Source organism: Pseudomonas sp. MYb2 (assembly GCF_002979955.1).
GTDB lineage: Bacteria > Pseudomonadota > Gammaproteobacteria > Pseudomonadales > Pseudomonadaceae > Aquipseudomonas.
Map to the genome: position 1 here is coordinate 256,793 of NZ_PCQC01000006.1, position 23,840 is coordinate 280,632.

The window sequence follows — 23,840 nt, forward strand, 5'->3', positions numbered from 1 at the left end:
CCTCTTAAAACGTGGTCTTGACGGAGAAGGCGAGGTAATCCCGATCCTTCAGCGATTGCTTGTAATTGAACTGGCTGAGGCCGTTGAGGTTGGTGTCCTCGGCGCCGTAGTAATGCGTGTACGTCAGGCCGGCCGTGACGCGATCGAGGTAAGTGGCGGTGATGCCGATGTTGATGTCGCCACCGTTGTCCGGGCCGAACGAGCTGACCACCGCGGATTTACCCAGCGGGAAATAACTGACGCCGACCGGAATGCTGATATCGATGCCGGAGAAGAACTGGCGGTAGGTCGGCGTGTAGACGACTTTGAAACCGAGGCCATCATCGGTGGCGTTCGGGTCCAGCGCGGCGCGATTTTTGGTGACGCTGAGCAGGCGGTTCCACGCCACTTCGCCAACCAGTCCGGACTCGCGGGCGATGAAGTTGGGGCCAAACGATGCCAACACGTTCAAGTTGACGTGAGCGGTGCGACCCACGGCGTAGAGCGCGTCATCATCATTGTCGGCAATGACGCCGGGCAGCACGGTCTGACCGTTTGAAACCAGCGGCATGTTCCAGCGCATCGACGCTTCACCGGCGAAGCTGTACTCGTCCACGGTGGTGGAAAAACTCGCGCCCAGCGCGCGAATGTCTTCGGGGTAAACCCAGTAGTACTCGCCGATCTGGCCGGTGCTGAAGTTCGGCGCCGCCGTCGACGGTTTCAGATACAGCTTCGGCGTCTTGTCGTGGTACTGAATGGCGTAGAGGCCGTACTCGACGGTCTCAGCGCTGTATTTCAGTTGCAGACCGCCCTGCCCCGAACTGCGCGCTTCCTTGTCATTACCGTGAAAAAACGCCGCGGGACTGGCCGGGTTGCCGCCGAGGAATGCCGGAAACGGCGCACCGACGATCAAGCGCTCATTGCCTTCGCCAATGGTGTCGCTGGTGGAGAAATAACTGCCGGCGGCGGGCAGTCGGGTTTCTTCCCATTCGAGTTGGTAATAAGCGCCGAGCGATACGTCGTCCGTCAGTTGGAAGGTGCCCGACAGTTGATTGACCGGACGGGTGATTTCCTTGAACTGCGTGTTAGGCACCGACTGCGCCTTGACCACGTCAACCGGGGCCATGCCACCGGCAATGCCGTTGGCGCCGAAGAACAGGCTTTCGCCCCAGATCAGGCCATGACGGCCGGCGCGCACCGACGTTGCGCGATCGGCCACTTCACCGTTCCAATAAACGAAGGCGTCGAGGATTTCGCCGTCACCACCGTGCAAATGACGGGTGTCGTCGGTGAACTCGTCGTAGCCGACCGAACGTGCGTTGGCGCGGGACGGATCGTTATTGTCGTTGTTGCCCTGGTACTCGCTGTCGTACCACGCTGCACCACTCAAACGCGCGCCGAAGTCCTGAAACGACAGATCCAGTTCCGAGAGAATGTCGGTGCGATTGGAGATCAGGCCTTTTTTGAACGCACGATCGCCATCGTCCTGATTGAGCGCCACCTGACCCTCGGTCAACTTGCTGCTCGGGTTCTGCGTGCGCCAGGCAGCGCTGTACTTGACCGTGTTGTCCCAGCGCAACTTGAAATCCGGGTTGCCGGTATCAATGTCGAAAGCGTGAGCGGCCTGGCTGCACAGCACCAGCAGCGCAGCAACGCTCAAACCAAAGGGTGCAGACGAGCAGACCGAGCGACGCGCGAGCGCCGCAGTCGTAGAACTAACCATCGCGTTAACCTCTTGTTTTTATAGTGGTAACTGCTGTGGATGAGGCGCAGGTGGGACTTAGATCGGCTCGGCGGTGCGCGCGAGCATTTGCTTGACCAGGCCAATGCGATCGAAGGCGCGGTCGTGCTGCATCTCCTTGTCACCGGCCAGCACCGAGCTTTCGCTGATGTATTTGCAACGTTCGAAGCGCCGCGCCATGAAGCGCTGCAACTGCTGCTCGACGCTGCTGGAGGCGGACTGCTCGTGAGTGAGTTCTTCGCTGAGCACAATCGCGTCTTCGATGGCCATGCCGGCGCCCTGACCGAGGTGCGGCGTGGTGGCGTGGGCCGCATCGCCAATCAGCAGGACGCGTCCGCGATGCCACGGCTCATCGACGAACACCACTTCCATCGGCTTGTAGACGACCTGGCTGTTGTCGGTGATTTGCTCGCGCAGTTCGCCGATCAGCCCGGTAAAGCCTTGCAGGCGCTGGCGCATCTGCGCGGCGAGATCGGCAGGATCCATCCACGGATTGGAGGGCTCGTGGGACGTCAGAAACAGGTACATCAAGTCGCCGGCCAGCGGTACCAGCCCGGCGTTGCCGTCAGCGCTTTGATAGTTGGCAAGATGGTCAATCTGTGGCGCGCGGGGAAAGTTATAGCGCCACACCGACTGACCAGTGAAACGCGGGGTGTAGGTATCGCCGAAGACCAGGCTGCGCACTTTAGAGAACAGACCATCGGCGCCGACCACCAGGTCGTAGTGGCCGCGATTGCCGTCGGTAAACAACACGTCGACCTCTGTGCCGTTGTCGTCCAGCGCTTCCACACTCAGGCCCAAACGCACGTTGGCGCCGAGTTGCAGAGCGGTTTCGCTGAGAACTTTATGCAGCGCCAAGCGAGAAATGCCGACGTTGGCGGGATACTGCGGGCCGGCCAGTCGCTGACCCGGAATGCGCGCCAGTTGTTGCCCGCCCGGGCCGTAGATGGCGACGTCTTCGAAGGCATAAGCGGCGTCCAGATAACCATCAAGAACGCCCAGCTTGGCCATCTCACGGACGACGTTGCTCTGCTGAATAATCCCGACGCCATAGACTGTCCATTCGGACTTGAGCTCGATCAGGTCGACCTCGATACCTTTACGCCGCAAGGCGATGGCCGCACACAAGCCGCCGATACCACCGCCCACGATCAGAACGTTGTTCACTGCACTCATGGTGTTCTCTCTTTTTATTCTTGTGATCGATGCTGCGTCGGGCACGGCATCGTTGGATGAAGCTTCCCGGCAAAGCAGGGATTTGACTAATCGCGAGTAAGGATGCGATGTATCGCCGTACGCGATACCTCGATTTATCCCGGCTGCGGCAACTCTTCAGGCATTTGTAACAGCAGCCAGCCATCCTTCTCGCTGAACGGCAGCGCCTCCAGTCTCTGGCCCAGGCACGGGCCGTAGATGCACTCGCCCGTCGCCGGCAGAAATTGCGCGCCGTGGGCATAGCAGACGATCAGTTGGCCATCGGCAGACAAGAACTTGTCCTTGCGATACTCCAGGCGCACGTCCAGATGCGGACAACGGTTGCGATAGACCCGCACCTGATTGTCGTGACGCAGGGCGAACACGCTGTCGCGGCCCTGCGCCAACGGATCGAATCCGCGCGCCCGGCCCTCCTCCAGTTCGTCCAGCCGACACAATGGCTGCGCGATACCGCTCATGATCAGCGCGGCCTCATCCGAGTTTTGGCGGCGGACCGCCCGGGGCCCATTTTTCTTTCGCGCTGAACAGGAACAGCTGCGAGTTATCCGCCGACAGCGGCGCGCGACGGGCCTCCCAGGCGTCATCGTGCTTGTCCATGTCGGCGTCGTATTCGATGTGGCAACCCAACGGACTGTTGAAATACCAGAACCAGTTGGAGCCAAACAGGTGACGGCCCGGGCCCCAGAAACTGGTCCAGCCCTTTTGCTCGAATCGCGTCCCGGCCAGCAGCACTTCGGTGCCACTGCCCATGTGGAAGGTGAAGTGTTCGCAGCCTTTCATGTGCGGTGGGGTCTGGATCATGAACAGGCAATGGTGATCGTCAGAGCCTGCCGGACGCATGAACGGCCCGGCGCCAATGAAGGTGTCGGTGGTGCGAAAACCCAGCCGCTCGGCGTAAAAAGCTTCAGCTTTCGCCGCATCGGGTACGAAATACACCACGTGCGACAAAGTGCGCGGAACAGCGCCCATATCGAGGGTAATACCCGGCTGGTTAAGCGGCCGCTGTGGCGCATGGCCGGCGGCGTTGGTCAGGTCATCCGGTGCGCTGTACGGCTTGCGTACGCTGACTTGAAACGAGATGGCGAAACCCATGTCGTCAACGCTGTGCAGCACGCCGTGTTGATCACGACGGACGGTGCGGTCACGGGCCAGCTCATCTTCGATGGCATCCAGATCGCTGATCGCAGCGACCCCGTAGACCGTCTCGCGAATCGACGGCGCCGGACCGATCGCCGCCGGCAAATCAGGATCGTCGGCTCGACGGATAATCACCGCGGTGCCATCCAGCGCTTCGAAACGCCCGCCGTTGCTGTCAACGCCGACCGGCGCAAGGCCGTAGTCGCGCAGGCAATCGGTGCAGGCTTGAATGTCATCGACGCCAAAAATCAGGGCATCAAGGCCAATGATGTTCATGGCTTACCACTCCATTGAAATTATGATCCGGTGACTGCCGCCATGGACGCCTTGCAGCGCGCCGGGCCTGACTGGAAACCGGTGGTGGTGTCGGCAGCAGGGCCGACTGCGGCGAAGATTGGCGCAAGGGCTGACAGCTGACTAATCGCGAGTCGGGATGCGACCTATCGGCAAACGCGATACCTGCGACGAAGGTTGACGTGTCGATGGATTCGTTCGAATGTATTGCGAAAATAAATACAAAAACGGACCTGCCCATGCGTTTCAACCATCTGGATCTGAACCTGCTGGTCGCGCTCGATGTGTTGCTCGAAGAGCAGAACATCACCCGCGCTGCCGAACGCCTGCACATGACCCAATCCGCCACCAGCGGTGTGCTCGCGCGTTTGCGCACCTACTTTGAGGATGAGTTGCTGGTGCAGGTGGGACGCAAGATGCAGCCCACGCCCTATGCCACGGAACTGGCCAAACCGGTGCGTGAAGTCCTGCTGACGATCCAGTCATCAATCACCGCCAAACCGGTGTTCGACCCGGCCACCAGCAAGCGTCATTTTCGCTTGGTGACCTCGGACTATCTGATCAGCGTGCTGTTCGCCCAAGTGATCCAGAACATTCATCAGGAAGCGCCCAACATCACTTTCGAAATGCTTGGCCCCAGCGACAATTCCGGCGAGTTGCTGATGCGTGGCGAGGTCGACCTGATGATCGTTCCCGAGCGCTACATCATTGACGGCCACCCTTCGCGCCTGCTGTTCGAGGAAGAACACGTGTGCGTGGTGTGGCAAGGCAATACGCATGTCGGCGACAGCCTTACTCTTGAGGAGTACATGGAGATGGGCCATGTCTCGGTGGGCTTTGGCCGTACCCGACACATGAGCATCGAAGAATGGTTCATGAATCAATACGGTTTCAATCGGCGCATTGAAGTGATCACGAACGACTTCAATACCCTGCCGCAATTGATTGTCGGCACGCAGCGCATCGCCACGATGCACCAGCGCCTGGCGAACCTCTACGCGCACTATCTACCGCTGCGCATCCTGCCGCCGCCGGTGAAGATTCCGGTCATGCGCGAGTACATGCTGTGGCACCGCAGCGTTGACGGCGACCCGATGCACCGCTGGCTGCGCGAGCGCATCAGCGAATCCATCCAGCATCTGCAACACGTGCCCATCGTATCTCGCGATACCTCGTATCCGCCGTCACGATTGGCCAATTAGTCGGGTGATCCTTAACGTGCCTTGGGAATGCCAAGGCAACCATAAGGACAACAATAATCATGTTTCGCTATTTCCCGACCAACTACGTTTGGAATCTCTCTGTCGACCTGGCCATTGAAATGGGCGCCCGCATGGGTGAAATCGAAGAGATGTGCGCCCCGCTGCAAGAGGCGGCCAAGCAGCCGGACGCGGCCGGCACCCGTGCCTTTCGCGAAACCTGGGCGAAAATGGCCGACAAGCTCTGCGGTCTGGCCGAAGAAGACGAAGGCAACGGCCGGATGCTCTCGGCTGGCGAAAAATACAACCGCGCCGCCACCTATTATTTGACCTGCGAGCGCCTGCAAGCCCACGGCGCACCGGGGCGTATCGAGCTGTATCAGCGTTTTCTGCAGACCTTCAAGCGCGGCATCGAACTGTCGCGGGAAAACTGCGAACGGGTGGAAATCCCTTACGAGGGCAAACATCTTTCCGGCTTGCTCGTGCGCGCCGAAGGCGTCGAGGGGCCGGCGCCGATACTGGTACAGGTCAACGGTCTGGACTCGACCAAAGAAATGAAATACCGCGTGGGCCTGCCAGCCTGGCTGGCGAAACGCGGTATCTCTTCGCTGATCATCGACCAGCCCGGCACCGGCGAAGCGCTGCGCCTGCATGGCCTGACTGCACGATTCGACAGTGAACATTGGGCCAGTCGCGTGGTGGATTGGCTGGAAACCCGAAGCGACGTTGATGCCAAACGTATCGGTCTGGAAGGTGTCTCGTTGGGCGGTTATTACTGCCCGCGCGCGGTTGCCTTCGAACCACGCTTCGCCTGCGGCGTCGTATGGGGCGCCAACCATGACTGGCGTGATGTGCAAAAGCGTCGACTGGAAAAAGAAGGCAGCTTCCCGGTGCCGCACTACTGGGCGCATGTCTGCTGGGTGTGGGGCGCCAAGGACGTCGAAGAGTTCATGACCATCGCCGAAAACGTCCACCTCGACGGCGTGCTCGACCGCATCAAAGTGCCCTTCCTCGTGACCCATGGTGAGCAGGATTCGCAGATTCCGTTGAAGTGGGCGCATCGCACCTACGAGCAACTGGTCAACAGCCCTAAATGTGAACTGAAAATCTTCACCGAACGTGAAGGTGGTGTGCAGCATTCGAGCTTCGACAACAGCATCAATGCCGGGCATTACATTGCCGACTGGATCGCCGAAACCTTGGGCGGCCGTACCGCTTGATCCACTGAAAAAACACGCCATGAAAAACGCCGGACAATCTCGCGATTGTCCGGCGTTTTAGTTGATGGCTTCAGCCCGGCGCAGCTATTGACGCGATCAATGCGCAGCCATCGATGCAATCTGCTGGTGGCCCCCTCGCCTGCTCTCTAGCCTCTCTTTGCATAACAATCACATAGCGAAGACGCCATGACTGCCCTGCACCTGAAATGCCAGACCCTGTTTGACGGCACCGGACTGCAAACCCGCCAACAACAGACATTGATCGTCGAAAACGGCCTGCTCAGTTACGTCGGGCCCACCGCGTTGGCACCTGCTCCCAAGCCAGGCGATACCCAGTTGGACGCCGGTGATGATTTCGTCATGCCGGGGCTGGTGGATGTGCACACACATCTGGCCTTTGGTAACGCGCAGAGCGAGGAAGATATTGATCTGTGGACCAGCGACGAATTTCGCGCGTTGCGCGGGATGTTCTTCGCGCAACACGTGCTGGCTGCCGGCGTCACCAGCATGGTCTGCCCCGGCGACAGCGGCCAACTCAGCATTGCGGTGCGCAATGCGGTGACCGCAGGTTTATTTGAAGGGCCGAGGATCGCAGCCAGCAGCCGCGTCATCACCAATCGGCAGAGTCTCAATGACTGGTTCCCGAGTCGGGTGGGCGCCCCGGAATACTTCACCGCGCAGTTGGTCACCAGCCGTAGCGATGCGCTCGCGGAGATCCGCAAGCAGGCCAAGGACGGCGTCGACCTGATCAAGATCGCCATGGACGGCACGCACCGCCGCCCCAACGGCGAAATCATTGCGGCCTTCACTGCCGACGAAACCTTCGAAATGGTCGAGGAAGCGCATCGTCTGGGCTGCAAGGTCGCCACCCATGCGTACGGACGCGAAGCTGTGATGTACGCGGCGCGCGCGGGCGTTGATCTGGTCTTTCATGCCTTTTACATGGACGACGCCTGCATCGAAGCGCTGCTTGAGGCCGGCAGCATCCTTGCCCCGACCATGACGTTCCCGCAGAACACCGTGGATTTCTGCCAGCCCCATGACCCGGCGATCAGCACCGGTTATGCCGGTTATTGTGCTCGCACACTGGAGGTCGGCTCGGCGGTCCTCAAACGCGCCAAAGCGGCCGGCGTACCCTTTGCCTGCGGCAGTGACAGCGGCTTCGCGGTGACGCCTTACGGAGAGTGGCATGCTCGTGAACTGGAGTTGCTGGTGACTCGGCTTGGATTCACCCCTGCCGAAGCGTTATACGCCGCGACCGCTGTTGGCGCGCGCTGCATGCCGCGCGGTGAAACCCTCGGCACCCTGCAAGTGGGCAAGCAGGCAGACTTCCTCGTGCTCGACGGTTCACCGCTGGATGACATCCGCATCCTTCAGGATCGTTCGCGCCTCAAAGCGGTGTACAAGGCCGGCCAACCGGTACGCATGGATCGCAGCCCCTACAACCCCAAGCAAGTGTCCGATTTCAACTCGCTGAAATGGACCGATCTTTACACCCGCGACCGCGTGGCCCAACTGGGTAAGTGGGCCGTATGAGGACAGAGGCCATGCAACAACTTGATCTACTGACTGCGACGAACATGGCCAGCGATGCCATTTGCATTGCTCGGGAAACCGGAATCAAGCCTCTGGGCGTCGCTGTGCTGGATGCCGCCGGCCATCCATTGGCGGTTTTGCGCGACGAACACGCCACTTTCCTGCGCCCGCAAATCGCCACCGGCAAGGCACGCGGTTGCCTGGGCATGGGTTTTGGTGGGCGCGAACTGGCGCGACGCGCGCAGGCCATGCCGGCGTTTTTCGACGCGATCAACAGTTTGACCGGCGGCGAGGTGATTCCCGTGGCGGGTGGTGTGCTGATTCGTAATGCCGAGGGCATGGTGCTCGGGGCCATCGGCATCAGTGGCGATACCTCGGACAACGACGAGCGCTGCGCATTGCTGGCCATCGCCAAGGCCGGATTAATGGCCGACAACGGCGATCAACCAGAGGGCTGATCGAGCAACGCGGCCTGTTCCAGAAGCAGGCCGCGAAACCATTGCATGGCGGGGTCATGTTCTTGATAGGGATGCCATTGCAAGACTTGAACGGCCTCGGGAAAAGCCAACGGCGCCGGGTGGACGCGTAATGGATAACACTGGGCGAAGCGTTGCGCCTGTCGTCGAAACACCGTGGCAATGCGTGCGGTACCGACAATGAATTGCGGCATTAGTACAAAGCTTTCAACGGTCACGGCCACTTGTCGCTCAATGCCGAGTTCATGCAGGTGCATGGCATCCATCGCCAGGTTGTGCCCGTCGGCAAACTCGCGCACCACATGCGCCGCGGTGCGATAGTCGGCCATGCTCAGTTGCTCGCTAAACTCTGGCTGTTGGGCGCAGACGATACAACAGAGCTGATCCGTCATGAGCGACACATGGGGATAGGCCGGATTCAACCGGCGTTGCGGCACGATCACGCAATCGCTGCGTCGATAATCGAGCGCTTCGCTGACGACATCACCGTCGCGCGGGACAGGCATGTCGCGCAGGCTCAAGCGAATACCCGGAGCGATACGCGCCAATGCACGGCTGACTGAAGGCAGCAGCACGTCGGCGACATAGTCGGAGGCTACAAGAGTGATATGCCGGTCGCAGTGTGCCGGATCAAAATTCAGCGGCGCGTCGACGACTTCCCGTGTCAGCGCCAACGCTGCACGCACTTTTGGCAGCAACTCCAGGCCCAGCGCCGTGGGTTCGAGGCGGCGTCCCACTTGTACCAGTAGCGGGTCGTTGAAATGTTCACGCAAGCGGCCCAATGCCGAACTGGCTGCTGACTGCCCCAGACACAAACGCTCGGCCGCCCTGCTGACACTGCATTCGCTCAGCAAAGCGTCCAGCGCAACCAATAGATTAAGGTCGAGGCGTCGATATCGCATGTCGGTTCCGCTGATGGGCGTGGGTCAGGTGTTTGCCCGGAATGGCGGGCATGGTCCACACCCCAATCATGACCTTAACCAGCGGCTTACCGATGTACCAATCGCCTGTATCGCTGGCAGGTATCGTCAACAACGATACCAGGCACCAGCGAGGCGTGACTCAGGTTGGGGACTTCCTGCACCTTGGCTCAGCGGCGCAGCAGTCGATTGACCAAGAGCAGGACGGCCGCGCCAATGGCGAGTGCGGCGACGGGTTTCTCTTTAACGAACGTTGAAACGCTGTCGAGTGTATCGCCGTAGGTTTTGGTCAGTTGGCCAGCCGCCTGACGACCAGCACCTTCAGCCTCCATTGCCGAGTCCCCCATCAGTCTACCGACTGCGCTCTGCGCCTTGCCGGCCAGCTTTTCTGCTACACCTTCTACCTGTTCGCTCTTCATGATTGATCAACCCTGCGTGCATGAGTGGGGAATGCCGACAGCCCTAACCGCGTGGCTGGCAGCACGACATTAGGGGCGCACGCCGGATGATTAGTTCAAAGATGATGTGGCCCGACAGTTTTCCCCTTTGGCAATAGAACCCCTCCAAGTGAGAAGGGTCTGCTCTTGAATCACTCTCGAGAATCCATCCAATGTCCGCGCAACGCAGCCTTGTCATACTCGCCCGGGGAGGCTACGCCGCTCGAGGTGTGCTTTACCTGATCATCGGTATCTTCGCGTTGCTGGCAGCCCATGATTCGACCAAACCCAAGGACAGCCACAGGAGCCTCGAGGCCTTGCTGGCTCAGCCGTTCGGCTATTTTCTCGTTGGGATTGTCGTAGCCGGCCTGCTCGCTTTTGCCGCCTGGCGTTTCCTGCAAGCGACCCGCGATGTCGACCATCACGGCAAAAACGTCAAGGGTTTGGTGATTCGCGCCGGTCTGTTCGCCGGCGGTCTGGTCAACGGTGCGCTGGCATTCTTTGCATTGGGCCTGCTGATCAGCGGCATTAAAAGCTCGGGCGCTTCCGGCGGCCAGACCAAGGACTGGCTGGCGCATTTTTTGTCTTGGGAAGACTCGAACTTATTGGTGTACCTGATCGCGCTCATTCCGCTGGGTGTTGGAATCGCTCACATCATCAAAGGCTGGAAGGCGTCATTCGAGCAATATTTCGAGGCCGACGAAGACGTCATGCGTTACGTCCGCCCGGTGTCGCGGTTCGGTCTGATCGCCCGTGGCGTGGTGTTTATCGAAATTGCCGTGCTGCTGGCCATCAGCGGTTCCGCTTATAAAGCCATGGACCCACCGGGTATGAAGGAAGCCCTCGACGCCCTGCAGAACCTGCCAGCGGGATGGCTGATTCTAATGGTGATGGCCGCGGGGCTGATTGCCTTCTCGGTTTACAGTTTCTCTGAAGCGTTCTGGCGCAAGATCAATATGGATGTGCCGGGCGTCTCAAGGCAGTAGAGCGCTGCGCCCTCTGTCGAAGCTTTTCCAGCCCGGCGGGAGTGTGACTGCCCACGCTCGGTGAGCAGTGCATTCAGTCAGAAATCCACCGTGGCCGACAGCAGATAAGTCCTCGGTGTCGACAACGTCAACCCCGGCTCACTGTCATCCGAGGCCCCGGCCGAACTCCAATAACGCTTGTCCAGCACATTCTCGATATTGCCACGCAAGGTGATGGTCTTGTCGTCAACCTTGAAGGCATAGCGCGTGCCCACGTCGAAGCGCTCCCACGAGTCGATCTCCTTGTCGTTGGACTGATCCAGATACTGCGAACTCGAATAGATGCCACGGGTTGTCAGCGTCAGCCCCTGCACCGTCGGCACGTCCCACTCGGCGCCCAGGTTGACGTTGTATTTCGGCGTCGCCGGCGCCCGGTTGCCGTCGAAGGTGCCATTCGTGGTCTTGGTCAATTCGCTGTCGATGTACATCACGCCACCGAGCAAACGGAAGCCTTTAAGCGGTTCGCCGAACACGCTCAACTCCACGCCGTCGTTCTGTCGCTTGCCGTTGGGTCCGAAGACTCGGGTCGTTGCGTTGGTTTCATAAGCGGGCTGTTTGATCCTGAACACCGCTGCCGTCAATGCATACGAGCCGGCATCGTACTTGGCACCGACTTCAACCTGACGGCTGATAAATGGCGGGAAGATCTCATCCTCGTTCACTGATGTCGAAGGCGCGATCTTGCCCTGACTCAAACCTTCCATGTAGTTGGCGTACAACGACAGTTTGTCGGTCGCCTTGAACAGAATGCCGCCCGATGGCGAAACCTTTTCCTCGTCGTAAGCCGTGTCGCCTTTAACGTCATCGCTCCAGTCATCAACTTTCACCCGCTGCCAGCGCGCACCGAGGGTCAGCAGCAAGCGATCATCGAAAAAGCCCAGGGTGTCGGACAACGCCACGCCGCTGAAGCGGTTTTCGGTGTAGACCTTGGCGTCATTGCGGGTTGGCATGCCAGGTTTTGCCGTTTCCACCGGGTCATACAGATTGCTGCGCCCTGCGGCGTAACGCGCGCCGCCGTTCTCGAAATCCATGTAGAAGTAGCTGGCCGCGAGATTGACCTCGTGGCTCACCGGCCCGGTGTGGAACCAGTTGCGCACGCCGGCGGTGGCCGTGCGCACGTTTTCGTCGCGGGTGAAGTCGCGTGGCAGAACGCTGAAATCACCGGCGTTGTTGGTCACGGAAACGGCGTGGCGCAAGAAGTCATGATTACTTTTGCGCGCACCGACACCGCCGTACAGCATCACCGAATCATTGACGTCGAACTCAGCGTTGAGCGTGCCGAAGGTGTCCTCGGTTTGCGCTTGGCTCCAAGGTTGCGCGTAGTTGCGATGCACGCTGTTCGCGCTCGGCACCTTGGCATTGGCCGCGACCTGCACGCGCTCCTGCGGCGCGTCGGTGTCGCGTTCGGTGTGGCCGATATCGGTCGAAAGGCGCAGGCGTTCACCGCGAAAATCCAGGCCTAGAACGGCCATGTCACGGTCGACACTTTGATGATCCCACTCGGTGTCGCCGGATTGTTTGACGCCGTTGAAACGCAGGCCAAATTGATTGTCCTCGCCGAACCGCCGTCCGACATCCACCGCGCCGCCGACCTGATTGTTCGAGGCGTAATTGGCCGTCAGTGAGGTGATCGGTTTGTCGGTGGCACGCTTGGGCACCACGTTGATCCCGCCACCGACACTGCCCCGTGGCGAAATCCCGTTGATGAGTTGGCTCGGGCCTTTGAGGATGTCGACGCGATCGGCCATTTCCATGTCGATCGTGTAAGTGGGCAGCACGCCATAGAGCCCGTTGTAGGCGACGTCGCTGTTGAACAGGCTGAAACCACGGATGGTGAACTGCTCGTAGCGGCCACCGGCCGGGTTGGTCGCGCGCACCGACGGATCGCTGGCAATCAGATCGCCCAAGGTGCGCGCCTGCTGATTCTTCACCGCCTCGCTGGTGTAGGTGGTCATGCTGAACGGGGTTTCCATGAAATCTTTCGACCCCAGCAAACCCTGCGAGCCACGGCGCGCGACCTGGCCGCCGGCAAACACATCAGCATCACTGGAACCGGTGGCACCAAGAATCGACGTCGGCGCCAGTTGCAGGCTGCTGCCCTCGGCCGCTGGAATCAGTGTGTAGGCCTGATCGCCCAGCGGTTGCAGTTGCAGACCGGAACCCAGCAACAAGCGAGCGAACCCCTCCTCCACAGCGAATTCGCCGGACAAGCCGTTGCTGTTGCGGCCACTCACCAGTGCCGGATCGACCGACAGATTGACCCCGGCCAACCCGGCAAAGCGGGTCAGTGCTGCACTCAAACTACCGGCCGGCACCTGGTAACTGCGTCGAGCGGCGTCTTCGGCCCAACTGGACTGGATCAACACAGGGCTGGCACTCAGGCTCAGCAGGAGGCTCAATTGCAACAACGGACGCAAACGACTTGGGAATACTGCGGGCATTGGAAGAAGCTCTCGATTTTGTTCACTTACCTGCAATGACCGGTGAGGCGAAAAAAAGGGACAGGCTTCAGACGATATTTTTTCGCGGCGTCAGCGTTACCCAGAAACGCGTGCGCGAATGCACCTCCAACGGCAGGCTCGCCGCCAGCAGGGCCAGGACTTTATCGGTGTCGTCGAGACGGAAACTGCCGGTGACACGCAGACCTTCCAGTGCCGGCTCCCAGCGCAAAAGGCCCGAGCGATAACGGCTCAACTCGCGCAGGAAATCCCCCAACGGCTGGTTTTGCGCCATTAACACACCGTCACGCCAACCCGGCATTTTGGCGTCGAACAGCGCGATCGGTGCGGCGCCGGAGGCCTGCAAATTGACCTGTTGCCCGGCGTTCAACTGCAGCGCCGGCCCGTGCAAGGGCTGCAATTGCACCGAGCCGCTGACCACCGAAACATCGCAATCACGCTCGTTGAGGCGCACACAGATTTCGCTGCGGCTGACGATGATCCGACCGTACGCCGCGTTGACCGTCAATGCCGTGCTACCCGGAACGTTGAGCGCCATTTCGCCGCGCACCAAGGTCAACTGACGGCTGGCCAGATCGACGTTTACCGCACTGGCGGTGTTCAGTTGCAAGGTGCTGCCGTCGGCCAACCGTGTTCGGGTGTGCTCGCCAGTGGCGGTCTGTAAATCGGCGCGCCAAACGTCGAGCGGCAACTGGCGACTGATCAACCACGCCGCAGGCACCAACGCCGCCAGACCCAGCGCTCGTTTCAGTGCCGCACGCCGCGCCAGATCCGGGCGATCGAGTGTGGCCATGGCCAATTCTGTCGGCAGACTGGAAAAGCGCTGGCGCAGCAATTGAATCTTCTGCCAGGCGTTTTCATGGCGGCTATCGCTGTCGCGCCAGTGCTTCAGCCGCACGTGATCGTCATCGGTAGCATCACCGGATTCCAGTAACGCCAGCCATTGCGCAGCGGCACGTGCAACATCGCGCGCTTGTAGGTTGGGCGCTATTCGCATCATAGATCCAACATCAAGCAATGCTCGTAAGCCGTTGACATATAACGTTTTATAGTTCGTTCAGAGACTTGTAGACGCTCGGCGATTTCACGGTAACCGAGGCCTTCCAGCTGACTCCAGAGAAATGCCCGCCGCACTGGCCGAGGCAAGCCATCGAGCAATTCATCCAGCGCTTGCAGGGTTTCCAGCAGCACCCACCGTTGCTCGGGCGACGGCACGCATTCTTCGGGCAATTGCGCGAGGGCTTCGAGATAGGCTTTTTCCAGGCTGCGCCGCGTATAGAAATTACTCAGCAGACGTTTGCCCACGGTGAGCAAATACGCGCGCGGTTCGCGCATGTCGGCGATCGGTTGCGCACTGCACAGCACGCGCAGAAAGGTGTCCTGACTGAGATCAGCCGCATCCCACGCATTGCCCATGCGCCGCCGCAGCCAGGTTTCCAGCCAGCCTCGATGATCGCGATACAGTTCGTGCAGGTGCTGCGGCGATGGCGTCGCTGCTTCAGTCATCTCATGAGTCCTGCGCGAAGTCAGTTTCAAATGAGAGTGATTCTATTTAACTTGCGCGCCGAGACAAAGCCTTTTTATCCGCAGCGGCACTTATCAGCGCTTCAGCGTCTCGCTCGGCAACTCCTTGAACAACGCCCGGTAACTGCTGGAAAACCTTCCCAAATGCCAGAACGACCAGTGCATGGCGACCTCCGCCACGGTGGTCTCCGTGGGCCGGCGCTTGAGCAATTCGCGGTGTGCACTGTTCAACCGACGCAAGCGCAGCCAGTGACTCGGGGTCATCCCGGTGTAGGCCTTGAACGCTTGTTGCAATTGCCGCAAAGGTACCCCTGCCACGTGCGACAGTTCGAGCAGATTGAGGGTGTCTTCCGGCGAATCCGCCGCCCACTCCCCGATCCGTTTCATGATCATTCGTTCTTCGCTACGTTTCTGTAACCCGCCGCGATCAAGGCTGGTATGAGCGTTGTCGAGGATGAACAAACAGTCTTCGAGCAGCTGCTTTGTCAGCGAATCTTTATCAAGCGGATCAACAGCTTGCGACAACTTCGTGAGAGTCGAACTTAACCAGCGACTGAACAGGGCATTCTGTCCGCAGTTGAGTTGCGTCATGAACAACCCTTCGAGTTTCGCCACATCCAGACCGTGCTGACGGACAAACTCCGGACCGAACACCACGGCGATTTCCTGATAGTTCTCCGGGGTAATCCAGATGTTGCGGCTCTCTTCATTGAGCAGGTACAGCGCGTTGTCACTGCGATCAAAACAGAACGCCAAAGCACCCGACGGCGCACTGAAATTCTGCTCGACCCGGGTGTTCATCTGCTCTTCATAGACCTCGACGCCCTGCAGATCCAGATAGCGGATCTGCCCGGCAAAATGCCCCGGCGACATCTGTTGGTAATGCTGGACCCAGCCCGGTGTAGCACGGACTTGTTCGGCGACATCGGCGGTGTTGAACGCTTGGACTTGTAGCGGATTGCACGTTGTCATGGGGGGACCTTGCGCACTCTTTTGGTGCGCTTTGGTGCTGCTTAAAGTGGATAGATGGAACTGCAAGGCTCGCCCAAGATAGTCGTCAACGCGCCACAGGGGAAGGGGCGGAAGATGAAACCCGCCCTCCCCGGCGTCTATAAAACCAATAACGAGGTCTTTATGAATGCCCCTTTCGATCAGCTGTTCACGTGGCTGAAAGATCACAAGATTACCGAAGTCGAATGTGTGGTCAGTGACCTGACCGGCATTGCCCGCGGCAAGATCGCACCGACCAACAAGTTCCTGCATGAGCGAGGCATGCGCCTGCCGGAAAGTGTGCTGCTGCAAACGGTAACCGGGGATTTTGTCGACGACGACATCTACTACGACCTGCTCGATCCTGCCGACATCGACATGGTCTGCAAGCCAGTGGCTGACGCGGTCTACGTGATTCCATGGGCGATCGAGCCGACCGCCATCGTCATCCACGACACTTTCGACAAGTTCGGCAATCCGATCGAACTGTCGCCGCGCAACGTGCTGAAGAAAGTCCTGCAGCTCTACACCGACAAGGGCTGGAAGCCGATTGTTGCGCCGGAAATGGAGTTCTACCTGACCCAACGTTGCGAAGACCCGGACTTGCCGCTGAAGGCACCGCTGGGTCGCTCGGGCCGTGCGGAAAGCGGTCGTCAGTCGTTTTCCATCGATGCCGCCAACGAATTCGATCCGCTGTTCGAAGACGTCTACGACTGGTGCGAACTGCAAGGTCTGGACCTCGACACACTGATCCATGAAGACGGCCCGGCACAGATGGAAATCAATTTCCGTCACGGCGACGCGCTGGATCTGGCCGACCAGATCACCGTGTTCAAACGCACCATGCGTGAGGCCGCGCTCAAGCACAACGTCGCCGCGACGTTCATGGCCAAGCCAATCGGCGATGAGCCGGGCAGCGCCATGCACATTCACCAAAGCGTGGTCGACATCGCCACCGGCAAGCCAGTCTTCGCCAATGACGATGGGCAAATGAGCGAGCTGTTCCTGCACTACATCGGCGGTTTGCAGAAGTACATCCCGAAAGTGCTGCCGATGTTCGCGCCAAACGTTAACTCGTTCCGCCGCTTCCTGCCGGACACCTCGGCACCGGTCAACGTCGAATGGGGCGAAGAAAATCGCACCGTCGGCCTGCGTGTGCCGACCTCCAGCCCTGAAGCCATGCGCGTCGAGAACCGTCTGCCGGGGGCCGACGCCAACCCGTATCTGGCGATTGCCGCCAGTTTGCTCTGCGGTTACATCGGCATGGTCGAAGGCATCGCGCCAAGCGCCGCCGTACAAGGCCGCGCCTACGAACGCCGCAACCTGCGCCTGCCGATCACCATCGAAGAAGCGCTGACGCAAATGGAAGAGTGCGAAACCGTCGCGCAATACCTTGGCGACAAGTTCGTGCGTGGCTATGTCGCGGTGAAGCGTGCCGAGCATGAAAACTTCAAGCGCGTGATCAGCTCGTGGGAGCGTGAGTTCCTGATGCTCAGCGTGTAACCCAAGCTAAAAGATCCCCTATGTCGATCGTTCCCACGCTCTGCGTGGGAATGCAGCCCGGGACGCTCCGCGTCCCATCCAAAGCCGAACGCGGAGCGTCCGTTGAGGCATTCCCACGCAGAGCGTGGGAACGATCATTCTAAGAAGAGGTGTCGAAATGCGTCTGTTGAAATCCGTACTCCCGGTCGCCCTGAGCGTGCTGTTCAGCGCGGTAGCCCAAGCTCAACCCCAGGTCAGCGTCTACAACTGGACCGACTACATCGGCGAAACCACCCTCGCCGACTTCCAGGCCAAAACCGGAATCAAGGTGATCTACGACGTTTTCGACTCCAACGAAACCCTGGAAGGCAAACTGCTCGCCGGTCGCACTGGCTACGACGTGGTGGTGCCGTCCAACCATTTCCTCGCCCGTCAGGTGAAAGCCGGCGCGTTCCTCAAACTGGATCGCGAGCAACTGCCGAACTTCAAGAACCTCGACCCGAAACTGCTCGAACTGCTGCAGAAAAACGATCCGGGCAACGCGCACTCGGTGCCGTACCTGTGGGGCACCAACGGCATCGGCTACAACGTCGACAAGGTCAAGCAAGTGCTGGGCATCGACCACATCGATTCCTGGGCCGTGCTGTTCGAGCCTGAGAACCTGAAAAAGCTCAGCCAGTGCGGCGTGTCGATGATGGACTCCGCTGACGAAGTCTTTCCCGCCGTGCTCAATTACATGGGCATGGACCCGCGCAGCGAGAACCCGGAAGACTTCAAGAAAGCCGAAGCCAAACTGCTGAGCATCCGTCCGTACATCACCTACTTCCACTCGTCGAAATACGTGTCGGATCTGGCCAACGGCGATATCTGCGTGGCCTTCGGTTATTCCGGCGACGTGTTCCAGGCCGCCAACCGCGCCAAGGAAGCCAAGAACGGCGTGAACATCGCTTACGCCATTCCGAAAGAAGGCGCCAACCTCTGGTTCGATCTGTTGGCCATCCCCGCTGACGCCAGCAACACCAAAGAAGCCCACGCCTTCATTAATTACCTGCTCGATCCACAAGTGATCGCCAAGGTCAGCGCGTCCGTCGGTTACGCCAACCCGAACCCGGCCGCCAAGCAGTACATGGATCAGGACTTGGTCAACAACCCTGAGGTTTACCCGCCTCAAGAAGTCCTCGACAAGCTCTACATCTCTACTACCCCGCCCCAAGCGATCATGCGTCTGATGACCCGGTCCTGGAGCAAAGTGAAGTCGAACAAATGAATCAGTACACCCAGGAACATGCCCGTTCGTATTACGCAGCGTCAGCGCGGGCGACCACACCGTATCCAACGCTGGACGGTGATCTGACTGCCGATGTCTGCGTGATCGGCGGCGGGTTCACCGGGGTCAACACCGCCATCGAACTGGCTCAGCGCGGGCTCTCGGTGATTTTGCTCGAGGCGCGGCGCATCGGCTGGGGCGCCAGCGGCCGCAATGGCGGGCAGTTGATTCGCGGCATCGGTCATGACGTCGACGGATTCGCCAAGTATGTCGGTCAGGAAGGCGTGCGTTACTTGCAGCGCGCCGGCATCGATTCGGTGGAACTGGTGCGCCAGCGCATCGGCGACAACGGCATCGAGTGCGACCTGAGCTGGGGCTTCTGCGATCTGGCGAACACCAAGGCGCAGTTCGATGCTTTCAAGGACGAACGGCTTGACCTCGCTGAACTCGGCTACGCTCACGAAACCCGCCTGATCGGCCCTGAGCAGATTCGCCAGCAAGTGGTGAACTCCGACATTTATGCCGGTGGCCTGGTCGACATGGGCTCCGGCCACCTGCACCCGCTGGATCTGGTGCAAGGCGAGGCGCGCCTGGCAGCAGCGCTGGGCGTGCGGATCTTCGAGCAAAGTCAGGTGTTGGAAATTATCCACGGCGCGACGGTGCAGTTGCGCTGCGCCCATGGCACGGTGCGTGCCGGCAGCCTGGTGCTCGGCTGCAATGCGCATCTGGATGAACTCGAACAACAACTCAGTGGCAAAGTGCTGCCGGCCGGCAGTTACATCATCGCCACCGAACCGTTGTCCGAGGCGCGCGCCGCGCAATTGATTCCGCACAATCTGGCAGTGTGCGACCAGAAAGTCGGCCTCGATTATTACCGGCTCTCGGCCGATCGGCGCTTGTTGTTCGGCGGTGCCTGCCACTATTCCGGTCGCGATCCAGCGGACATCGCCGCCTACATGCGCCCGAAGATGCTCAAGGTGTTCCCGCAACTGGCCGACGTGCGCGTCGATTACCAGTGGGGCGGCAAGATCGGCATCACTGCTAACCGCTTTCCGCAGGTCGGTCGGCTCAAGCAACACCCGAACGTGTTCTACGCACAGGGCTATTCCGGGCATGGCCTGAACGTGACGCACTGGTGCGCGAAACTGCTCGGCGAGGCCATTCACGCCGGACACAGTCAAGGTATGGACGTGTTCAGCGGCGTGCCGCACATGACCTTCCCCGGCGGCACGGCCCTGCGCTCGCCACTGCTGGCACTGGGGATGTTCTGGTATCGGCTGCGGGAAATGCTCGGTTAAACCCCAAATCCCTGTAGGAGCTGCCGCAGGCTGCGATCTTTTGACCTTGTTTGGAACGCAGAGCGTCCCCGGCTGCGTTCCCACGCAGAGCGTGGGAACGATCAATCAAAAGATCGCAGCCTGCGGCAGCTCCTACAGGGGAATCACGGCGCGTGCGCTATACAGATTTGCTCTATCGCCAAGCACTTCTATATTGATGAGGTGCTTTTGCGTTCCTGACGCTCAGTGCCCAATCAATCGAGGAGGACATGGATGAAGTCGTCAGCCACCGACGAGCCGCGAGCACCTGGCCAGGCCCCAGTCAAAACCCGCCGTTTCGGCATTTCACTTGTATGGATCGTACCGATTGTCGCCGTGCTGGTGGGCATCTCGCTGGTGGTGCACAACATCCTCCAGGAAGGCCCGACCATCGTGGTCACCTTCAAGACCGGCAGCGGGCTGACGGCGAACAAAACCGAGGTCAAGTACCGCAACGTGGTTGTCGGCCAGGTCACGGATGTCGAGTTGAGCGATGACCAGAAAAGCGTCAACGCCACCATCAAGCTGGCCAAACAGGCCGAAACCTTCACCCGTGAAGACTCACAGTTCTGGGTCGTGCGCCCACGGATCGGCGCTGGCGGTGTTTCCGGCATCGACACCCTGCTCTCCGGCGATTACATCGGTGCCGACATCGGCCAGTCCAATGCCCGCGCCAAGCACTTCAAAGGCCTGGAAAACCCGCCCCCCATTACCTACGGCGAACCCGGCAAGCGTTTCATGCTGCATGCTTCGGACCTCGGATCGCTGGACATCGGCTCCCCCGTTTACTACCGCAAGATTCCGGTTGGCCAAGTCGTCACTTACGCCCTCGACCCCGACGGCAAAGGCGTCAATATCGAAGTGTTCATCCATGCGCCGAACGATGCCTTCGTCACCGAAAACACGCGTTTCTGGAACGCCAGCGGCATCGACGTCAATGTCGGCGCCAACGGCTTTGCGGTGAAGACCGAGTCGCTCTCGACCCTGCTGGTCGGCGGCATCGCCTTCCGTGCCCCGGAATACAGCCCCAACGACGTCGCAGCAGCCGAAGACAAAGGCTTCGAACTGTTTGCCGAACAGAGCACTGCCCTCGCTCCGCCCAACGGCAAGGCGCAATACTTGAGTCTGCGCTTCGACCAATCCCTGCGCGGCCTGAAAGTTGATGCGCCGGTGGAGTTCCTTGGCATGGAGATCGGCCGGGTGGTCGGGATCAATCTGGATTTCGATGCGAAAAAACGCAGCTTCCCGCTCAACGTCGGCATCGTCATTTACCCGCAGCGCCTGGGCATGGCCTACGGCAAAATGCTCACTGCCTTCAAGCATGACCCCAACGACGAAGCGGCCGGGATTCGTCTGATCGGTACCTTTATCGACAATGGCCTGCGTGCGCAGGCCCGCAGCGGCAATCTGCTGACCGGGCAGCTGTACGTTGCCCTGGACTTCTTCCCGAAAGCCGAGAAAGTCGCGTTCGATCCGACGTTGCGCCCGGTGATGATCCCGACCGTGCCGGGCAGCCTTGAGCAACTGCAGGAAAAACTCGAAGCCGTGGTCGACAAGCTCAACAAGCTGCCAGTCGATCGCATTGCCAGCAACCTCGACAGCAACCTGGTCGAACTGCGCAAAGGCCTGACCCAGTTCAACGCGAAGACCTTGCCGGGCGTGCAAAACACCCTCGCCGACGTCAGCAAAACCCTACAGTCCGCCAGCTCGACCCTGGCCGAAGATTCACCGCAACGCGAAAAGCTCACCGAGACCCTCGACGAACTCGGGCGCATGTCGCGCTCCCTGCGCGAACTCTCGGATTACCTTGGTCGCCATCCGGAATCGCTGATTCGCGGTCGCCCAGACAACGCAGCGCCGCTGGACCTGAAAGGACCGCCACGCAATTGAGCACAGGAGCTTAACCATGGCTGTACCGCTGAAAATCACCGTGCTCGCTGCGTGCTTGTTGCTCGGCGCCTGCCGCAGCGACCCGATCAGCTTTCATACGCTGACGCCGGTGCAACTGGGCAGCGCCCGCCCCGGGGCGCAAATCCCGATTGAAGCCATCACCGTACCGCCGCAGGTCGACCGTGCGCAAATCGTTATCCGCCAGGGCAACAGCGGCCTGGCGATTCTGGAAACCGATTGGTGGGGGGCGACACTGGCGGATGAGTTGCGCGGTGCGTTGGCCGATCAACTGAGCAATACCAGTGGCCAAGGCAACGTTTCGGTGCGCATCGAAGTGCAACGCTTCGACTCGATCCCCGGTCAGTACGGCCTGATCGACGCCAAATGGCGCTTGCGGCCCGTCGGCGCCACTGACAATGGCTTGCTGACCTGCCGTTCGACCCTGCAGACACCGTCCGGCCCGACCATCGATGATCTGGTGGGCGCCCAGCAGCACAACGTCAAACGGCTGGCCGAGCAGATCAGTCGGGCGGCAACCGGCAACGCTCGCACCTGCCCTTCCCCGTCCTGACGGGGTCTACAGATCGAAGCGATCCACCGCCCGCCGCCGCTCGTTGTCATCACGCACATCGTAGTTGGCGGTGGTCTGGATGTTGCTGTGGTGCGCCAGCTTCTGCGCGATCGACAGGTCATGTTCTTCGATCACCCGGGTAATAAACGAACGACGGAAATCGTGGGGCATGATCTTCACCCCGACCTGAGTGCCACGCTGACGGGCAATGTAGTAGATCGCGTGTTTGGTGATGCGCTCACGGGTGATGTGGCTGCCACGGCGGATGCGGTTGAACAGAAAGGTGTCGTCGCGCTCGCCCTCCTTGAGCTGCCCGCGACGAAACTCCAGCCACGCGTCCAGCTTGGCGAACGCCCACTGCGGTGCGTACTTGATCAGTTGCTTGTTGCCCTTGCCGGTGACGGTCAGGCTGCGCTCATTGAAGTCGACCTGATTCAAATCCAGATCCACTGATTCCGATTTGCGCATGCCGGTGCCGTACAACAGCGCAATCACCGCTGCGTCGCGCAGTCCCTGAGGGCGCGGATCGGCGGCGCAGACTTCCATCAGTTCGTGAATCAAGGTGCGCTTCAAATTGCGCCCCTGAGACAAGCGCGTGCCGGCAATGCCTTTGACCGAACGCATCTTCAGCAGATGATCCTGGCTGATCAGACTCATGCGCCAGGCTTCATTCATCACGCCGCGCACAGCATTGACATACAGCGAAGAGGTGTTCGGCGCATAGCCGTCGGCGCGCAACGCAGCCACCAGCGCCACGACGTCTTCGGGTTGCAATCCGTGCCAGGGGATTTCCTCGATGTCGACGTCTTCGAAACCGAGGCGGTCGGCCGCGTCCTGCAAGACATAACGCATGGTCAATTGGCTGGAAGGCGCCAGGCGTGCCAGATAAATCGTCAGCGGATTAGTGGTGGACGGGGTGGATTCAGTACTCGACAAGTCAATCAAACGAAACGGCCTTGAATAGAAAACAGTTCAACAAAACAAACTGAAAGTGCAAAGAAACTTATATAAGGAGCGACTCTTCTGTAGGACTTTTCTATTAAAAGTGCCGATAAACGGAAGAAGTCTGAACGGTGGCTGTATGGCTTACAGATAGACGAATAGCCAACCGTATTTTGATGTTCCTTTCACAAAAAGCGGCATAACCTTAATTACAACAGGT

21 protein-coding genes are annotated in these 23,840 nt (G+C 59.8%); 10 read left to right on the forward strand and 11 right to left on the reverse strand.

What is annotated here, in order from left to right; genetic code table 11:
• Nucleotides 1-4: 4 nt before the first annotated feature.
• The 4 genes from CQ009_RS12490 to CQ009_RS12505 all read right to left on the reverse strand — a co-directional run bounded on the left by CQ009_RS12490 (nt 5) and on the right by CQ009_RS12505 (nt 4,348).
• Nucleotides 5-1,702: a DUF1302 domain-containing protein gene (locus CQ009_RS12490; protein ID WP_105706505.1), complete on the reverse strand. Its 1,698-nt coding sequence runs from the start codon at nt 1,700-1,702 to the stop codon at nt 5-7.
• A 57-nt stretch (nt 1,703-1,759) separates the two neighbouring features.
• The gene (locus CQ009_RS12495; RefSeq protein WP_105706509.1) at nt 1,760-2,896 is read right to left on the reverse strand and encodes an FAD-dependent oxidoreductase; all 1,137 of its coding nucleotides are present in this window, start codon (nt 2,894-2,896) and stop codon (nt 1,760-1,762) included.
• Between the two features lie 134 nt (nt 2,897-3,030).
• A complete protein-coding gene (locus CQ009_RS12500) occupies nt 3,031-3,393 on the reverse strand; it encodes a Rieske (2Fe-2S) protein (protein WP_105706511.1) in 363 nt (120 codons plus the stop codon).
• Between the two features lie 13 nt (nt 3,394-3,406).
• A complete protein-coding gene (locus tag CQ009_RS12505) occupies nt 3,407-4,348 on the reverse strand; it encodes a VOC family protein (RefSeq protein WP_105706513.1) in 942 nt (313 codons plus the stop codon).
• A gap of 257 nt (nt 4,349-4,605) precedes the next feature.
• Here CQ009_RS12505 and CQ009_RS12510 point away from each other — a divergent pair, with 257 nt between their 5' ends.
• The 4 genes from CQ009_RS12510 (at nt 4,606) to CQ009_RS12525 (ending at nt 8,779) form a co-directional block, all read left to right on the forward strand.
• Nucleotides 4,606-5,568 (forward strand): LysR family transcriptional regulator, encoded by a 963-nt coding sequence (locus tag CQ009_RS12510; protein WP_105706515.1) that lies wholly within the window; start codon nt 4,606-4,608, stop codon nt 5,566-5,568.
• A 59-nt stretch (nt 5,569-5,627) separates the two neighbouring features.
• Nucleotides 5,628-6,785 carry a S9 family peptidase gene (locus tag CQ009_RS12515; RefSeq protein WP_105706517.1) on the forward strand — a complete coding sequence of 386 codons (1,158 nt, stop codon included), beginning with the start codon at nt 5,628-5,630 and terminating at the stop codon, nt 6,783-6,785.
• A gap of 186 nt (nt 6,786-6,971) precedes the next feature.
• The gene (locus CQ009_RS12520) at nt 6,972-8,321 is read left to right on the forward strand and encodes an amidohydrolase family protein (RefSeq protein ID WP_105706519.1); all 1,350 of its coding nucleotides are present in this window, start codon (nt 6,972-6,974) and stop codon (nt 8,319-8,321) included.
• Nucleotides 8,322-8,332: 11 nt separating this feature from the next.
• Nucleotides 8,333-8,779 (forward strand): heme-binding protein, encoded by a 447-nt coding sequence (locus tag CQ009_RS12525; RefSeq protein WP_105706521.1) that lies wholly within the window; start codon nt 8,333-8,335, stop codon nt 8,777-8,779.
• On the opposite strand, the gene CQ009_RS12530 is transcribed toward CQ009_RS12525, so the two are convergent.
• Both CQ009_RS12530 and CQ009_RS12535 read right to left on the reverse strand, forming a co-directional pair.
• Entirely contained in the window at nt 8,764-9,699 is a 936-nt protein-coding gene (locus CQ009_RS12530) for a LysR family transcriptional regulator (protein ID WP_105706523.1), read from the reverse strand. The genes CQ009_RS12525 and CQ009_RS12530 overlap by 16 nt on opposite strands.
• A gap of 188 nt (nt 9,700-9,887) precedes the next feature.
• Nucleotides 9,888-10,136, reverse strand: a complete 249-nt coding sequence (locus CQ009_RS12535) for a CsbD family protein (protein ID WP_105706525.1) — start codon at nt 10,134-10,136, stop codon at nt 9,888-9,890.
• Nucleotides 10,137-10,327: 191 nt separating this feature from the next.
• Here CQ009_RS12535 and CQ009_RS12540 point away from each other — a divergent pair, with 191 nt between their 5' ends.
• Complete coding sequence (locus CQ009_RS12540; RefSeq protein WP_105706528.1) at nt 10,328-11,140, forward strand: DUF1206 domain-containing protein; 813 nt, start codon at nt 10,328-10,330, stop codon at nt 11,138-11,140.
• A 77-nt stretch (nt 11,141-11,217) separates the two neighbouring features.
• On the opposite strand, the gene CQ009_RS12545 is transcribed toward CQ009_RS12540, so the two are convergent.
• The 4 genes from CQ009_RS12545 to CQ009_RS12560 form a co-directional block, all read right to left on the reverse strand.
• Nucleotides 11,218-13,620, reverse strand: a complete 2,403-nt coding sequence (locus CQ009_RS12545; RefSeq protein WP_105706530.1) for a TonB-dependent receptor — start codon at nt 13,618-13,620, stop codon at nt 11,218-11,220.
• 67 nt (nt 13,621-13,687) lie between these two features.
• Nucleotides 13,688-14,638: a FecR domain-containing protein gene (locus CQ009_RS12550; RefSeq protein WP_177430982.1), complete on the reverse strand. Its 951-nt coding sequence runs from the start codon at nt 14,636-14,638 to the stop codon at nt 13,688-13,690.
• Nucleotides 14,635-15,144, reverse strand: coding sequence for a sigma-70 family RNA polymerase sigma factor (locus CQ009_RS12555; RefSeq protein ID WP_105706534.1), 510 nt, complete (start codon nt 15,142-15,144; stop codon nt 14,635-14,637). Before CQ009_RS12555 ends, CQ009_RS12550 begins: the two co-directional genes overlap by 4 nt.
• Before the next feature lie 93 nt (nt 15,145-15,237).
• Nucleotides 15,238-16,134: a helix-turn-helix domain-containing protein gene (locus tag CQ009_RS12560; RefSeq protein ID WP_105706536.1), complete on the reverse strand. Its 897-nt coding sequence runs from the start codon at nt 16,132-16,134 to the stop codon at nt 15,238-15,240.
• A gap of 162 nt (nt 16,135-16,296) precedes the next feature.
• Here CQ009_RS12560 and CQ009_RS12565 point away from each other — a divergent pair, with 162 nt between their 5' ends.
• The 5 genes from CQ009_RS12565 (at nt 16,297) to CQ009_RS12585 (ending at nt 22,678) form a co-directional block, all read left to right on the forward strand.
• The gene (locus CQ009_RS12565; RefSeq protein WP_064390134.1) at nt 16,297-17,655 is read left to right on the forward strand and encodes a glutamine synthetase family protein; all 1,359 of its coding nucleotides are present in this window, start codon (nt 16,297-16,299) and stop codon (nt 17,653-17,655) included.
• A gap of 157 nt (nt 17,656-17,812) precedes the next feature.
• Entirely contained in the window at nt 17,813-18,901 is a 1,089-nt protein-coding gene (locus tag CQ009_RS12570; protein WP_105706538.1) for a polyamine ABC transporter substrate-binding protein, read from the forward strand.
• Nucleotides 18,898-20,199 (forward strand): FAD-binding oxidoreductase, encoded by a 1,302-nt coding sequence (locus tag CQ009_RS12575; RefSeq protein WP_105706540.1) that lies wholly within the window; start codon nt 18,898-18,900, stop codon nt 20,197-20,199. The genes CQ009_RS12570 and CQ009_RS12575 overlap by 4 nt, the downstream gene beginning before the upstream one ends.
• A gap of 252 nt (nt 20,200-20,451) precedes the next feature.
• On the forward strand, nt 20,452-22,107 hold the full coding sequence (locus CQ009_RS12580; RefSeq protein WP_064390137.1) for an intermembrane transport protein PqiB: 1,656 nt from the start codon (nt 20,452-20,454) through the stop codon (nt 22,105-22,107).
• A 16-nt stretch (nt 22,108-22,123) separates the two neighbouring features.
• Nucleotides 22,124-22,678, forward strand: coding sequence for a membrane integrity-associated transporter subunit PqiC (locus CQ009_RS12585; RefSeq protein WP_064390138.1), 555 nt, complete (start codon nt 22,124-22,126; stop codon nt 22,676-22,678).
• A 6-nt stretch (nt 22,679-22,684) separates the two neighbouring features.
• On the opposite strand, the gene xerC is transcribed toward CQ009_RS12585, so the two are convergent.
• Entirely contained in the window at nt 22,685-23,530 is an 846-nt protein-coding gene (xerC, locus tag CQ009_RS12590) for a tyrosine recombinase XerC (RefSeq protein ID WP_224790837.1), read from the reverse strand.
• Nucleotides 23,531-23,840 lie beyond the last annotated feature (310 nt).